This is a genomic window from Nocardioides sp. Z22_16 (assembly GCF_058134365.1).
The window spans coordinates 767,388-781,271 of record NZ_JBYTTI010000003.1 but is presented as its reverse complement, the minus strand read 5'-3'; the positions used below and the strand labels follow the sequence as shown (position 1 = coordinate 781,271).

Annotated in this window: 12 protein-coding genes and 1 riboswitch; of the genes, 3 read left to right on the top strand and 9 right to left on the bottom strand. The window is 74.0% G+C overall.

From position 1 onward, the window contains the following. Window positions 1-138: 138 nt before the first annotated feature. Together AC3X7R_RS12145 and AC3X7R_RS12140 are read right to left on the bottom strand one after the other, a co-directional pair. Entirely contained in the window at window positions 139-738 is a 600-nt protein-coding gene (locus AC3X7R_RS12145) for a hypothetical protein (protein WP_489965910.1), read from the bottom strand. Continuing rightward, window positions 735-2,750, bottom strand: a complete 2,016-nt coding sequence (locus AC3X7R_RS12140; RefSeq protein ID WP_489965909.1) for an acyl-CoA dehydrogenase family protein — start codon at window positions 2,748-2,750, stop codon at window positions 735-737. The genes AC3X7R_RS12145 and AC3X7R_RS12140 overlap by 4 nt, the downstream gene beginning before the upstream one ends. Before the next feature lie 38 nt (window positions 2,751-2,788). Here AC3X7R_RS12140 and AC3X7R_RS12135 point away from each other — a divergent pair, with 38 nt between their 5' ends. Together AC3X7R_RS12135 and AC3X7R_RS12130 are read left to right on the top strand one after the other, a co-directional pair. Continuing rightward, a complete protein-coding gene (locus tag AC3X7R_RS12135) occupies window positions 2,789-3,352 on the top strand; it encodes a dihydrofolate reductase family protein (protein WP_489965908.1) in 564 nt (187 codons plus the stop codon). A 10-nt stretch (window positions 3,353-3,362) separates the two neighbouring features. Further along, complete coding sequence (locus AC3X7R_RS12130; RefSeq protein WP_489965907.1) at window positions 3,363-4,244, top strand: sulfotransferase domain-containing protein; 882 nt, start codon at window positions 3,363-3,365, stop codon at window positions 4,242-4,244. An 8-nt stretch (window positions 4,245-4,252) separates the two neighbouring features. On the opposite strand, the gene AC3X7R_RS12125 is transcribed toward AC3X7R_RS12130, so the two are convergent. From AC3X7R_RS12125 to AC3X7R_RS12100, 6 genes are all read right to left on the bottom strand, one after another. Next, a complete protein-coding gene (locus tag AC3X7R_RS12125) occupies window positions 4,253-5,719 on the bottom strand; it encodes a C40 family peptidase (protein WP_489965906.1) in 1,467 nt (488 codons plus the stop codon). Between the two features lie 171 nt (window positions 5,720-5,890). Next, complete coding sequence (locus tag AC3X7R_RS12120; RefSeq protein WP_489965905.1) at window positions 5,891-6,967, bottom strand: phosphatase PAP2 family protein; 1,077 nt, start codon at window positions 6,965-6,967, stop codon at window positions 5,891-5,893. A 9-nt stretch (window positions 6,968-6,976) separates the two neighbouring features. Continuing rightward, on the bottom strand, window positions 6,977-8,014 hold the full coding sequence (locus AC3X7R_RS12115) for an ABC transporter ATP-binding protein (RefSeq protein WP_489965904.1): 1,038 nt from the start codon (window positions 8,012-8,014) through the stop codon (window positions 6,977-6,979). A gap of 1 nt (window position 8,015) precedes the next feature. After that, window positions 8,016-9,671 (bottom strand): ABC transporter permease, encoded by a 1,656-nt coding sequence (locus tag AC3X7R_RS12110; protein ID WP_489965903.1) that lies wholly within the window; start codon window positions 9,669-9,671, stop codon window positions 8,016-8,018. After that, entirely contained in the window at window positions 9,647-10,705 is a 1,059-nt protein-coding gene (locus AC3X7R_RS12105; RefSeq protein WP_489965902.1) for a thiamine ABC transporter substrate-binding protein, read from the bottom strand. Before AC3X7R_RS12105 ends, AC3X7R_RS12110 begins: the two co-directional genes overlap by 25 nt. Next, window positions 10,698-10,821, bottom strand: a riboswitch (TPP riboswitch). It overlaps the preceding gene by 8 nt. A 6-nt stretch (window positions 10,822-10,827) precedes the next feature. Then, the gene (locus AC3X7R_RS12100) at window positions 10,828-11,793 is read right to left on the bottom strand and encodes a sulfotransferase (protein ID WP_489965901.1); all 966 of its coding nucleotides are present in this window, start codon (window positions 11,791-11,793) and stop codon (window positions 10,828-10,830) included. A gap of 25 nt (window positions 11,794-11,818) precedes the next feature. On the opposite strand from AC3X7R_RS12100, the gene AC3X7R_RS12095 reads away from it, so the two are divergent. Beyond that, entirely contained in the window at window positions 11,819-12,802 is a 984-nt protein-coding gene (locus AC3X7R_RS12095; protein ID WP_489965900.1) for an alpha/beta hydrolase, read from the top strand. On the opposite strand, the gene AC3X7R_RS12090 is transcribed toward AC3X7R_RS12095, so the two are convergent. Then, a complete protein-coding gene (locus AC3X7R_RS12090; protein ID WP_489965899.1) occupies window positions 12,790-13,851 on the bottom strand; it encodes an MBL fold metallo-hydrolase in 1,062 nt (353 codons plus the stop codon). The genes AC3X7R_RS12095 and AC3X7R_RS12090 overlap by 13 nt on opposite strands. Window positions 13,852-13,884: the final 33 nt, after the last annotated feature.

Genomic DNA, 13,884 nt, shown 5'->3' with positions numbered 1-13,884 from the left:
AGTGTCACCACCAAGCACCCCGGTTGTGTCACCGATGTCCTGATACAGAACCGTCACCTACGTCCTGCGACATCACACAACGCCAGCGACTGACGTCTTGCGACGATCGTACACCTGTTCGAATACCGGCGCAACGGGTCAGTCGCCCAGCGAGCGCAGGAAGAGCTCCGTCGCCTCGGCGACGGCGTACTGGATCTCCGCCGACCGCACCGCGTCCCCGGTGACCATCGCGTGGTCCGCGTCCGGGATCTCCAGGACGTCGCGCCCGCCCCGCACCAGCTCGGCCGCCACGTCGGCGTCCCAGGCCTCGTCGGCCAGCCCTCCGACCAGCAGCTGCCGCCCGGTGTTGGCGGCGATCGCCTCCGCGACCTCCGGGACCGTCAGCAGCGGGGTGAGCCAGATGGCGTCCAGGCCCCGCTCCGCGGCGTACGACGCCGCCCGGGTGCCGAGCGACTTGGCGACCAGGAGCACCTCCCCCGGCCCGTGAGCCGACTCCTCGGCGAGCGTCTCCTCCACGTGACGACGCACCCAGGCCTCGGGGGCGTCGTGGTCGGCCGGGGTCATCGCGGTGGTGTCCCACCAGACCTGCCGCACCGTGAAGCCGTGCTGGAGCAGCCCCTGCCGGGCGAACTCCAGCAGCGGGGCGCTCGGGGCGTAGGCGCGCCCCGGGAGGACGAGCGCCAGCCCCCGGCTCGGGCCCTCCGGCTCCCACCGGACGGGCAGCCCCCCGAAGGTCACCGGTCGACCCCGACAGCGTCGGGCGCCAGCAGCTCCTCCGAGCGCAGCAGCTCCCGCGGGATGCCGAAGGCGTCGACCAGGTCGACCGCGAGGGGGCGGATCTTGCGGCAGAGGCTGTTGACCTCGCGGGTGATCGCCTTGCTCCGGGCGATGGAGAGCCGCCCGTGCTCCATGAACCAGGCCCGGTCGGCCTCGATCACCGAGAGCGCGTAGAGGTCGCAGAGCAGGTTGAGTGCGACCTTCTCGTCGCCCTCGGGAAGCCCGGCGTTCTTCGCCACGAACGCCTCCAGCACCAGCCGTTCGACGTGCGCCCGGGCGGCACCGATGACGTGGTCCTGCACCTCGGAGAAGACGTCGCCGGGGTTGCCCCCGGCGTCCACCCCCGCCTTGAGCCGCCGGGCCACGCCGCCGAGCATGTGCTCCTCACGGAACCGGAGCATCACCACCTGGTAGTGGGGGTCGAGCAGGCCGGCCTCCTGGTCCCACTCGTCGCCGCCGGGCAGCACGTCCTTGATCCGCTCGAGCAGCTTGTGGACGGCGGTCTTCTCCAGCACGGTCTCGACCGCGAGGCCGGTGACGAAGCGGACCATCCCGAACTGGTCCATCTCCTCGAACTCGCCCGCGTAGTCGGTGAGCAGGCCCTTGGCGACCAGCTGGAGCAGGACGTGGTTGTCGCCCTCGAAGGTGGTGAAGACGTCGGTGTCGGCCTTCAGCGCGTGGAAGCGGTTGGTCGACAGGTAGCCCGCGCCCCCGCAGGCCTCCCGGCACTCCTGGATGGTGCGGGTGGCGTGCCAGGTGCCGTAGGCCTTGGTGCCCGCGGCCCGCGACTCCAGCAGGCGCCGGGTCTCGGCGTCGTCGGCGATGCCGGAGAAGACGTCGTGGAGCTGGTCGGCGACCACCTCCTGGGCGAAGTGCATGGCGTAGTTCTCGGCCAGCAGCGGCAGCAGCCTGCGCTGGTGCATCCCGTAGTCGAGCAGGCGCTGCTCGGTGTCGGGGTCGGCGGCCTCGAACTGGCGCCGCTTGTCGCCGTACTTGATCGCGATGGCCAGCGCCACCTTGGCGGCGTTGATCGCCGCACCGCCGACCGAGACGCGTCCCTGGACCAGGGTCCCGAGCATGGTGAAGAACCGGCGCCCCGGACTCTCGATCTCGCTGCTGTAGACGCCGTCCTCACTCACCTCGGCGAACCGGTTGAGCAGGTTGCCGCGCGGCACCCGGACCCCGTCGAACCAGAACCGGCCGTTGTCCACGCCGTTGAGGCCCATCTTGGGGCCGCAGTCCTCGATCCGGACGCCGGGGGCCGGCTCGCCGTCGACGCGGACCGGGACGACGAAGGCGTGCACGCCGTGCCGCTCGCCGGCCACCTCGAGCTGGGCGAAGACCACCGCGAGCTCGGCGTGCCGGGCGGCGTTGCCGATGTAGTCCTTGCGGGACGCGTCGTCGGGGGTGGTGATGACGAACTCAGCGGTCTCGGGGTCGTAGACGGCGACGGTGCCGAGCGCCTGCACGTTGGAGCCGTGCCCGGTCTCGGTCATCGCGAAGGAGCCCATCAGCCGGCCGCTGATGATGTCGGCCATCCACCGGTCGTGGTGCTCCTGGGTGCCGAGCTGGAGGATCGCCCCGCCGAAGAGGCCGAACTGCACGCCGACCTTGACCAGCACCGAGAGGTCACCGAGGGCGAGGGTCTCGAAGGCGGCGATGGAGGCGCCGATGTCGCCGCCGCCGCCGTACTCCGCGGGCAGGCCCATCCCGGTCTGCCCGGTGGCCGCGAGCTCGACGACGACCTCCTTGACGCGCTCGCGGAACTCCTCGCCGGTCAGCTCCTCGGCCTCGGCGAGCAGCCCCGCGTGCTCGACCAGGTTGTCGCGCACCAGCTGGCGGACCTCGGCATACCTGCCGTCGAGGAGCCTCGTCAAGGCCTCGACATCGACCGCCGGCTGGCGGTATCCCTTGTCCTGGACGGACTCCTCGGCGGCGGTGGCTTCGGCGGGGCTCAGGGGCTCGGCAGACATGTGCCAGACGGTACCCACCGGCAGGAGGGGCAATCGAGATGGGCGACCTGATCTACACCGCGGTGACGTCGCTGGACGGCTACGAGGCGGACGAGCAGGGGAGCTGGGACTACGCGGTCCCGGACCCCGAGGTGCACCTGGCCCTCAACGCGCTCCAGGCGCGCGTCGGCATGATGCTGCTCGGCCGCCGGACCTACGACGTGCTCGCGGTCTGGGAGACCCTCGGCGACGACCCGGAGCTCTCCGACGTCGAGCGGGAGTACGCCGCACTGTGGCGCGGCTGCGACAAGCTCGTCTACTCCCGCACCCTGGCGGAGCCACGCAGCACCCGGACGAGGATCGTCGACGACTTCATGCCGGCCGAGGTGGCGCAGCTCAAGGCCGCCTCCGAGCGGGACCTCGCGATCGGCGGCCCCGGGCTCGCCGCGCAGGCCCTGGCCGCGGGGCTGGTCGACGAGGTGCACGTCTTCGCCGCCCCGGTGCTGGTGGGCGGCGGGCTCCGCGGCCTGCCCCAGGGCATGCGGCTCGACCTGCAGCTGCTCGACGTGCGCCGGTTCGGGAACGGGGTGGTCCACTCGGCCTACGCGGTGGGCGGTCGGTAGCCTCAGCCGCGTGACTCCCACCCGACCCGAGCCCGAGGACTCCCCCTTCGGCCGGCTGGGCTACAACTTCTCGATCGTCGGCGCCCAGAAGTCGGGCACCTCCACGCTGTCGGGGACGATCAGCCAGCACCCGCTGGTCTGCCGTCCGCCGCGCAAGGAGGCGCACTTCTTCAACGACGAGGAGTACGACTGGGCGCACCCCGACTACGAGCGCGACTACACCGCCCCGAAGCGGGCCAGGATCCACCGGATGGTGGGCGACTCCACCCCGGTCTACCTGATGTGGCCGCAGGCGCTGGAGCGGATGGCGGCCTACAAGCCGGACATGCCGCTGATCGCGATCTTCCGCGACCCGCTCGAACGGCTCTTCTCGCACTGGACGATGCTGCGCACCCGGCACCCGGACTGGCCGGACTGGCCGGGCTTCCTCACCGAGTTCCGCCCGACCTCCTTCCCCACCACGCTGCCCGAGGGGGTGCGGCCGATGCGCTACAAGCACCTGTCGGGGATCGCCCGGGGGTTCTACGGCGCGCAGCTCGCGCACGGCTTCGAGGTCTTCGACCGCGAGCAGTGGCTGCTGCTGGAGTTCCGCCAGATGCTGGCCGACTACGACTCGGTCGTCGACCGGGTCACCGACCACCTGGGGCTGCCCCGCTTCGAGGAGCGGCCCCCGCTGCGCAACCGCTACGCCGGCGCCGAGCTGGTGCCGGGGACCGCGCCGACCGCCGAGGACCTGGCCGCCCTGGCACAGCTCTACGCCGACGACCTGGCCCTCTTCACCCGGCTGACCGGGATCGACACCTCGCACTGGCCCACCACGCGGATCCTGGGCGGGGAGCTGGATCCCGGCGAGCTGGCGGCCCGCTTCGCCACCCGCGTCGCCCCGGCCTGAGGCGGCGCCTACGGGCGGGCGTAGAAGGTGGGCGCCCGCCAGTAGTACATCGACTCCCTGACCACCGGGCGGCCGGTGCGGGGGGCGTGGACGATCATCCCGTCGCCGACGTAGAGGGCGACGTGGAAGATCGAGCCGGGACTCGACGACGAGCTCCAGAAGACCAGGTCGCCGGGGACCAGCTGGCCGGCCCCGATCGGCGTGGAGGCGGCGTACTGACCCACCGAGTAGTGCGGCAGCGACACGCCCCCCGCGGCCCAGGCCTGAGCGGTCAGCCCGGAGCAGTCCCAGGCATCGGGACCGGAGGCGCCCCAGCTGTAGCGGTCGCCGAGCTGGGCGGTGGCGAACGCGACGGCCGCCCGGGCACCCGACGCCGGCGCGGGAGCCGGAGCCGGAGCCGGAGCCGGAGCCGGAGCGAGGGTGGGGGCCGGCGCCGGGGTGGAGACGGGGGTGGGCGCGGGAGTGGGAGCGGGAGTGGGCGCCGGGGTGGCGACCCGCGTGGGCGTGGGCGCCTGGGTCGGGGTGGGCCGGGGCGTCGGAGCCGGGGTGGGCCTGGGCGTCGGAGCCGGGGTGGGGGCGGAAGTGGGGGTGGGGGTGGGGGACGGTGCCGGCTGTGGCGTGGCCCGCTGCCGGCGCTCGGCCTCGCGCGCGGCACGGCGCGCCTGGGCCGCCTCCTCGCGGCGTCGCTGCTCCGCCGACCGGGCGGCGGCCTGCGCCGCGCGCTCCTCGAGCCGCGTCTGGCGCCGCTCGGCCAGTCGCACGCTGATGCCCTGGAGGGTGGCGAGCTCGGCGACCAGCTCGCTCTTGCGCGCGGCGAGCTCGACCGCCTCGGCGGAGGCTGCGGCCGCTGCGGACTCCGCCGCCTCACGGCTGCGCCGCGCCTCGTCGGCCAGCTCCTGGGCGCGGGCCTCGGCCGACTCGGCACCGTCGACCGCCACCTCGGCGAGCGTGGCGGAGGCCCGGAACCGGTCGTAGCCGCTCTCCAACGCCTCGACGGCGTTGGCGGTGGTGACCGAGCGCTCCAGATAGGTCGTGATGCCGTCGGACTCGACCATCGCGGCCAGCCCGGCGACCTGCGGGGCCGCCTCGTAGGAGCGGACCAGGGTCGCGCCGTACGCCTCCTGCTGCTCCGCCAGGTCACCGGTCGCGGCCACGGCGGCGACGCGGGCCGCCTCGGCGGCGGCCTCGGCCTGCGTCAGCTCCCAGCCGGCGCGGTTGGCGTTCTCGGCCGCCCGGGCGGCCCGGACCGCCGACTCGTCGAGGCGGTGGTTGGCCAGGGCCAGCTCCGCGCGGACCGTGGAGACGCCGCGGGCGGCCTCGGCGGCGGCCTGCTCCGCGGCGGCCACCTCGTCGGCGGACGGCACCGGCTCGTCGGCGGCCCCGGCGGAGGTCCCCATCAGGACGAGCGCCAGCAGCGACGCCAGCACGGGCGTCAGGTGGAGCGCATGGGTGCGGTGGTGCCGACGGCTGCGCACGGTGGTTCCCCTTGCCTGGCCTTCAGCCTGCCCGGTGGGTCACCGAGCCGGCTGCGCCTCGGGCGGCTTCCCCACCGTCCGAGACACAGCAGGCACGTTAGTGCGCTTTCGTCACATTGGAAACAAAAACGCCATGTTTTCTGCGACACACCGGCGTGTCTCCTTGACGTACTACACCGATGTAATTCGTTGTTCGCCCTCAGCGGACGGGTCGACCGGCAGCCGCGCCGACGTCGAGGACGAGTTGAGCAGGAGGCCACGCTTGGTGAACTTCTGCCCCGCCGCCAGCCCGCCGACGTAGAAGGAGACCAGCGCGATCGCGACTCCGGCGATGTCGTCGGCCACGTAGTGCCACCCGAAGTAGAGGGTCGCGATGACGGTGACCCCGAAGTTGATCCAGAAGACGATCTTCACGGTGCGGCTGCGCATCGTGTACTGGATCATCAGCGCGACCAGCAGGGTGACGCCGGTGTGCAGGCTGGCGAAGCCGGCCACGGACTGGACCGCCCCCTCGATCCCGTCGTGGATCACGCCCTTGCGGGCGTAGAAGAGCGCCTCCATCAGCGCGCTGGTGCCGGTCTCCGGCAGGTCGGCGTAGAGCCACGGGTAGCGGAAGCCGGGGCCCAGCGTGGGCAGGGCGTAGTACGACGCCGTCCCCAGCGTCCAGATCAGCACCTGGGAGTTGGCGAACCAGTACCCGAAGGTGATGTTGCGCGACCAGACCAGGAAGACCGCGACGCCGATCGGCACCAGCGGCAGGAACCACAGGTAGATGGTGGAGAGGAAGAAGGCACTGAAGCTGGTGCCGAAGACCGTGTGCAGCACCTCGGCCGGCTCGGTGCCGCCGAACATCGCCCGGTCGAGCACGTGGAGCTCGCGGTCGTACTTCTTGTCGCCCATGATGAACGGCAGGAACGACTTGAGGTTCCGGTAGCTGACGTAGGTGACGTAGAAGCAGACGATGCCGAGCACCACGAGGGTGAGCCGCTCGCGGTTCCAGTGGCTGTGCCAGCGCTCCTTCATGGCGGACCACCCCGCGCGGGGACGGCCCTTGCCCTCCCAGAAGAAGCGGGGAAGCATGTCGGCCAGCAGGGCTGCCCCGACCAGCAGCGGGAGCCGGACGGCGGCCGGGCCCAGGAACCCCTCGGGGTCCACGAGCGGTCGGTCTAACGAGATCGAGGCCACCAGGGCGAGGAGCCCCATGGTGGCCGCGACGCCGATGAGCAGGACGTGGGCGCGGCGATACACCCCCGCATCCTAGAGAGTTCCGGGCAACTCCGCCCGGACGGGCGTCGGCACCGGCGCGAGCCGGCTCGCGTCGACGGAGAGACGCACCCGCTCCCCCACCGTCACCGCCAGGTCGCGGCGGGCCACCGCGTGCAGGCCTCCCAGGCCCGGCACGTCGACCTGGAGCCGGAGCAGCTCCGGGGTCGCCGCCGCCAGGGTCACCGTCGCCTCCAGGGGCCCGTCGGGGTCCACCCGCAGGGCGGACCTGCGCAGCGCCAGCGCGCCCTCGCGGGGCAGCCCCGCGGCCTCGGCGAGCCGGTGGGCCGCCGGCCCGGTGAGCACCGTCGCGTAGCCCAGGAAGACGGCCGTCTCCGGGGTGGCGGGCGCGGCCCAGACCTCGGCGATGGGTCCGTCCTGCACCACCCGGCCGCGGGACATCACCGCGAGACGGTCCGCGACCGTGAACGCCTCCTCGTGGTCGTGGGTGACCATCACCGCGGTGGTCCGCGAGCTGGTGAGGATCTCCCTCAGGTCCCGGGCCAGCGACTCGCGCAGCGCCGCGTCCAGGGCCGAGAGCGGCTCGTCGAGGAGCAGCAGCCGCGGTCGGACCGCCAGGGCGCGGGCCAGCGCCACCCGCTGCCGCTCCCCGCCCGAGAGCGTCGCCGGCATCCGGGGGCCGTAGCCGGCGAGCCCCACCAGGTCGAGGAGCTCGGCCACCCGGCGGGCCACCTCGGCCCGCGGACGCCGGGCCAGCCGCAGCGCGTAGCCCACGTTGCGCGCCACGTCGAGGTGGCCGAAGAGCTGCCCGTCCTGGAACATCAGCGCGAAGCCGCGGCGATGGGTCGGTCGCCCGCGCAGGTCCTCGCCCGCGAAGCGGATCGTCCCGGCCGAGACGGGCTCCAGGCCCGCCACCGCGCGCAGCAGCGTGGACTTCCCGCAGCCCGAGGGCCCGAGCACGGCGAGGACCTCCCCGGGGGGCACCTGCACGGTGACGTCGACGACGGCGGGGCTGCCGTCGTAACGCACCTCGACGTGGTCGAGCTCGAGCGCCGGGTCGGTACCAGCCATGTCAGAAGGTTCCCACGCTCGGCACCCGCAGCCGCTCCACGGCCAGCACCACCAGCGCGGTGGTCGCCGCGAGGACCACCGAGGCCGCCAGCGCCATCCCGTAGTTCATCTCCCCCGGGTGCCCGATCAGCCGGAAGATCACCACCGGCACGGTGGGGCGCTCGTCGCGGGCCAGGAACGAGGTCGCCCCGAACTCGCCGAGGGAGACCGAGAAGGCGAAGCCGCCGGCGGCCAGCAGCGGCTTCCACACCACCGGCAGGTCGACGGTGACCCAGGTGCGCAACGGGCCGGCGCCCATCGAGGCGGCCGCCTGGCGCAGCCGGTCGTCGATCCCCGCCAGGACCGGGACCAGGGTCCGCAGCACCAGCGGAAGCGCCACCAGCGCCTGGGCGATCGGCACCAGCAGGGCCGAGTCGCGCAGGTCGACCGGCGGCCGGTCGAGGGTGATGAGGAAGCCGAAGCCGAGGGTGACCGCGGAGACCCCGAGCGGCAGCATGAAGAGGGCGTCCACCCCGGCCCGCAACCGGCGCTCGGTGCGGCTGTGGGAGCGCCGCGTCACGACCACCGCGAGCAGCAGCCCGAGCAGCAGCGCCATCCAGGTGGCGTCCACGGCGATCCGCAGCGAGTTGACCAGCGCCTCGGTCACCGGGACCAGCAGGGCCGCGTCGTCGCCCCGCCCGTCCAGGGCCCGGTAGTTGTCCAGGCTCCAGCTCCCGCGCACCCGCAGCGACCCGAGCAGCAGGGTGAGGAGCGGCGCCGCGACGAAGCCCAGCAGCAGCGCCGTCATCCCCAGCGCCCAGACGTCGTGCCTGCCCGGGCGCCTGGGGCGGGAGACCCGGCGGTCGACCGCGGCGGTGGTCGCGCGGAGGCGACCGGTCACCAGGAGCAGCCCGGCGACCACGGCGAGCTGGAGCAGCGAGAGGGCGGCGGCCGCCCGCAGGTCGAAGAGGGTGGTGGTCAGCAGGTAGATCTCGGTCTCCACGGTGGCGTGCCGCACCCCGCCGAGGGTGAGCACGATGCCGAAGGCGGTGGCGCAGAAGAGGAAGACCACCGAGGCGGAGGAGACGATCGCCGGGCGCAGCGCGGGCAGGGTCACCGTGCGCAGCACCTGCCACGGAGTGGCGCCGAGCGCGGCAGCGGCCTCGGCCGGGCGCGGGTCGAGCGACTCCCAGGCGGCCCCGACCCCACGCACCACCACCGCGGAGTTGAAGAAGGCCAATCCCAGCACGATGGCGACCGGGGTGCCGTCGAGCCCGAGGAAGCCCAGCGGACCGGACTCCCCCAGCAGCTCCCGGAAGGCGACGCCGACCACCACGGTGGGCAGCACGAACGGCACCAGCAGGGCGGAGCGGACCAGCCGGCGGCCCGGCAGCGCGAGCCGGTTGAGGGCGTACGCCGCCGGCAGCCCCAGCACCATCGAGAGGAGCGTCCCGGCCAGCGCAGAACCGACCGTGAAGGCGAGCACCCGCAGCACCCGGGGCCGGCGCAGCACCTCGAGCACCCCGCCTGGGTCGAAGGTGCCGTCGACCCAGAACCCGCGGGCGACCATGCCGGTCACGGGCAGCACGAAGAAGACGCCCAGCACCAGCAGCGGCCCGGCGGAGAGCCCGGCGAGCGCCAGCAGCCGCCGGGTCACCGGGTGGTGAGCTCCGTCCACTCCTGGAGCCAGCGCTCCCGGTTGGCCGCGATCTCCTCCGGCGCCACGGTGAAGGGCTCCTCGGGCTGGACCGCGTGGGCCGCCCAGGCGGCGGGCAGCTCGACGGACCTGTCGACCGGGAAGACGTACATCGACTCCGGCAGCGCCTCCTGCACCGACCGCTGCACCAGGAACTCCACCAGCGCCTGCGCCCCCTCGGGGTTGGCCGCCCCCTCCAGCACGCCGGCGTACTCGACCTGGCGGAAGCAGGTGTCGAGCAGCGCGCTGGTCGTGGAGCGCTTCTTCCCCTCGGGCACGGTGAACGCCGGCGAGGAGTCGTAGGAGAGCACGATCGGGCGGCTGCCGTTCTCCCCGCCCTGGGTGAAGTCGGTGTAGTAGGCGTCGCTCCACCCGTCGACGATCTTCACGCCGTTGTCGAGCAGCGACTGCCAGTAGTCGGGCCACCCGTCGCCGAAGGCGGCCACCGTGGTGAGCAGGAACGCCATCCCGACCGAGGAGGTCGACGCCGCGGGGACGACCATCAGGTCCCGGTACTCCGGCCGGGCCAGCTCCTGCAGCGTCCGCGGCGGCTTCTCGCCGCGCTCGGCGAACCACGTGTCGTCGACGTTGACGCAGACGTGGCCCACGTCGACGGGGGTGAGCCGGTCGGCGCCCTCGGGGAGGTCGTACTTCTCCGCGCCGACCGGGAGCGGCGGGTCGTAGGGGGCGAAGACGCCCTCCGCTAGCACCCGCGAGGCGAAGGTGTTGTCGATGCCGAAGGCGGCGTCCCCGGTGGGGTTCTCCTTGGTCAGGCCGAGCTTGGCGCTCAGCGCGCCGGCGTCGCCGGAGGCCCGGACGATCAGCTCCAGGTCGTGCTGCTCGCGGAACTCCTCGACCAGCTCCTCGGGGAGCTGGAAGGAGTCGTGGGTGACCAGGATGACCTTGCGGCGGTCGTCCGACCCGGCCGCGTCGTCCCGGTCGTCACCGAGGGCGCTGCAGCCGGCCGTGACCGCGCTGAGCACCGCCACGGTCGCGAGGAGGGCATGGGACTTCACTTCTCTGACTCCCTTCGCCGGTGCTAACCGGTGCAGGTTCGGAGGGTCTGCGGCTTCGTCCGCACTCTCAGCACATGAGCGTCGTCGCGACGCCGGGTGCTCCCCTGTCTGGTACGGCCACCCTACCGGTAGCCGAGACGTCGCAGCAGGGGCCACGACAGGGCGGTCACCAGCCGCCGGTCCCGCGCCGGCATCCGGCGGCGCCACTCCTCGTCGGCCCGCAGCTCGGTGCGCCCGGTCCGGAAGCGCATCGGGTTCCCCGCCACCGAGTGGCAGGGCCCGAGCTCGACCTCGTGCGGCCCGAGCATCGGCAGCGCCGGGCTGCCGGGCAGCTCCAGGGCCTGCCAGGCGGCGGCCACCGTCCCCGCCGGGTCGGCGACCAGGTCCTCGTAGCGCAGCCGGGCCAGCGGGGTCCCCCGCCACGAGAGCCCCGCCACGGTGAGGTTGCCCGAGACCCACAGGGCCGTGCTCCGGGCCGGCGAGAAGCGCGGCATCGGCTCGCCCCCCGCCTCCGGGCGGGCCACGGTCTTGGCCCAGGAGTACGCCACCCCCCGCGGGTCGCGGACCACGTGCAGGGCGCGCAGGTCCAGGTCGGGCAGGTGACTGAGGGTGACCGCCGTGGGGATCTCCTTGCTGGAGTCCACCAGGACCCGGGCGCCGCCCACCTCACGGGCCGCGGCGTAGACGGCACGGAAGTGCCCGGCGTACTCCAGCACCGCCCGGCGGGTGGCGGGCGGCGGGGTGCGGCGCACGGTGCGCGGCAGGCGGCGCTGCCGGTCGACCTCCTCCTTGAGGTGGGCGAGCCGGTCCACGTCGACCTGCCCCCAGCCGCCGAAGGCCCGCTGTCCCACCGCGGTCCAGAACGGGCAGGCCGAGAACGCCGCGCCGCAGGCGCAGAGCTCGTCGCGGCGGACGCCGCGCTCCCAGAGGTGGACCACCTCCCCCAGGAGGGTCACCCCGTCCATCTCCCCCAGCAGCCGCTCCAGCAGGGTGGAGCCGCTGCGGCCCCATCCGGCCAGGTAGAGCACCAGCGGGTCGGCTCCGACCGCCCGGGGAGCGGACGGGGGCGTGCGGGACGGCTCGGTCATGGTGGCCAGAGCCTAGGGTGCGGTGGTGACCTCCGTCCCGGACTCCGCGCTCTTCCGCCCCGGGCTGCGCCCCAGCCGCCGGCACCGGTTCGTCGCCTGGGCGCTGCCGCGGGTGCGCCGCACCGGCGAGCTGGTCGACCCCGAGCGGGAGCGAGCCGGCCTCGAGCGGCGCTACCGGGGCCGGGAGCCGGCCCTGCCCACCTTCCTGGTGCCGCGTTTCGCGCGGCGGTTCGCCGTGACGCGCGACGACTCGGCCGGCTACCCGAGCTGGGTGCTGACGCCCCGCCGGCCCGGTCCGGCTGCCGGCCGCCTCACCGTGCTTCACCTGCACGGGGGCGGCTACGCGCACCCGCTCGACCCCTTCCACCTGCGGTGGGTCTGCCGGGTCGCCACGGCGACCGGGGCCCGGGTGGTGCTGCCGGACTATCCGCTGGCGCCCGGGCACACCTGGCGTGACTCCTTCGCGGCGACCGTCGCGCTGGTGACGCGCTGGGCCGACGAGGCTGCCGCGAGCGGGGGCGAGCTGGTGCTGAGCGGGGACTCCGCGGGCGGCGGCTACGCGCTGGCGGTGGCGCAGGCGATGCGCGACGCCCGGGGTCCACGGGCCGCGCGGCTGGTGCTCGTCTCCCCCTGGGTGGACCTGGCCGGCACCACGCCGGAGGAGACCGCCCGGGCCACCGCGCAGGACCCGTGGCTCTTCGCGGGCAAGGTCGCGGCCTACGCCCGGTGGTGGGCGGGCGGCGAGGAGGACCTCACCCGGCCCGAGGTCTCACCGGCGCTCGGCTCGCTCGCGGAGCTGCCGCCCACCCTGCTGCTGTACGGCACCCGCGACACCCTGGCGCCCGGCTGCCGGCTGCTGGCGCGACGGGGCGCGGAGGCCGAGTGGGACCTGCTCGCGGTGGAGGAGCCGGGGCTGCTCCACGTCTATCCGCTGCTGCCGCTGGTCCCCGAGGCCCGGCGGGCGACGGCCCAGGTGTGCGCCTTCCTGAGCGGGGCTCAGCCGCGGTAGACCTCGGTGCCGTCCACCTCGCCGCGGGCGAGCTCGCCGCGCGCCACCAGCAGCTCCAGGTGGGCCCGGGTCTCCATGGTGGCCAGGGAGGCGTTGAAGACGTCCAGCGTCGCGAAGGCGTGGGCGTGGCGGGTCCAGGGCAGCTGCCGGGCGACGTCGTACGCCGTGAGCTCGCACGGCTGGGCGCTTCCCCCGAAGGCGGCCAGGCAGAGCTCCAGCCGGTGCGCGTGGTGGGCGAGCAGCTCCTCGACCCGGGCGTGGGTGGAGTCCGTCACCGGGCCGTGGGCGGGCAGCAGCCGCAGGTCGGGCATCGCCCGCACCTTGGCCAGGGAGGCGAGGAAGTCGCCCAGCGGCTGCTCCGGCAGGACCGCCTCGAAGCCGATGGAGGGGGTGATGGTGGGCAGCACGTGGTCGCCGGCGAAGAGCAGCCCGGCCCGGTGCTCGGCGAAGACGTAGTGCCCCTGGGTGTGGCCGGGGGTGTGCACCGCGTCGAGCGTGCGGTCCCCGACGGTCAGCGTCAGGTCCCGGTCCAACCAGGTGTCGGGGTCCGCCCACACGGAGAGGTTCTCGGTGGCTCCGGTGTCGACGTCGCCCCACTGCCGGGCGAGGTCGTGGGCGCCGGCCCGCCCCAGCAGCGCCACGTGCGGGTCGCGGTGCAGGCCCTGCCGGATCGCCTCGAGCGCGGGCCTCTCGGCGAGCCCGAGGGTGACCCGCGCCCCCGTCTCGGCGCGGAGCGCGACGGCCTGGGTGTAGTGGTCGCGGTGCACGTGGGTGACCAGGAAGGAGCCGATGTCGGCGACCGTCCGGTCGAGGACGGCCAGCGACCGGTCCAGCACCTCCCGCGACGCCTCGAGGGCCCAGCCCCCGTCGACCAGGGTCAGCCCCTCCGGCGTCTCGAGGGCATAGACGTTGACCGCGCGCAGGCCGTCGCTGGGCAGCGGCAGCGGGATGCGGAAGACGCCGGGCGCCACTGGCCACGCGCCCTCCGCGGTCCAGTGCTGCCCGGAGTCCGGGGAGATGGCGGTGGCGGTCGTGGCGGGGGTCTGCACTGTGCCCAATGTAGGTGACGTGCCTCGCCCGCC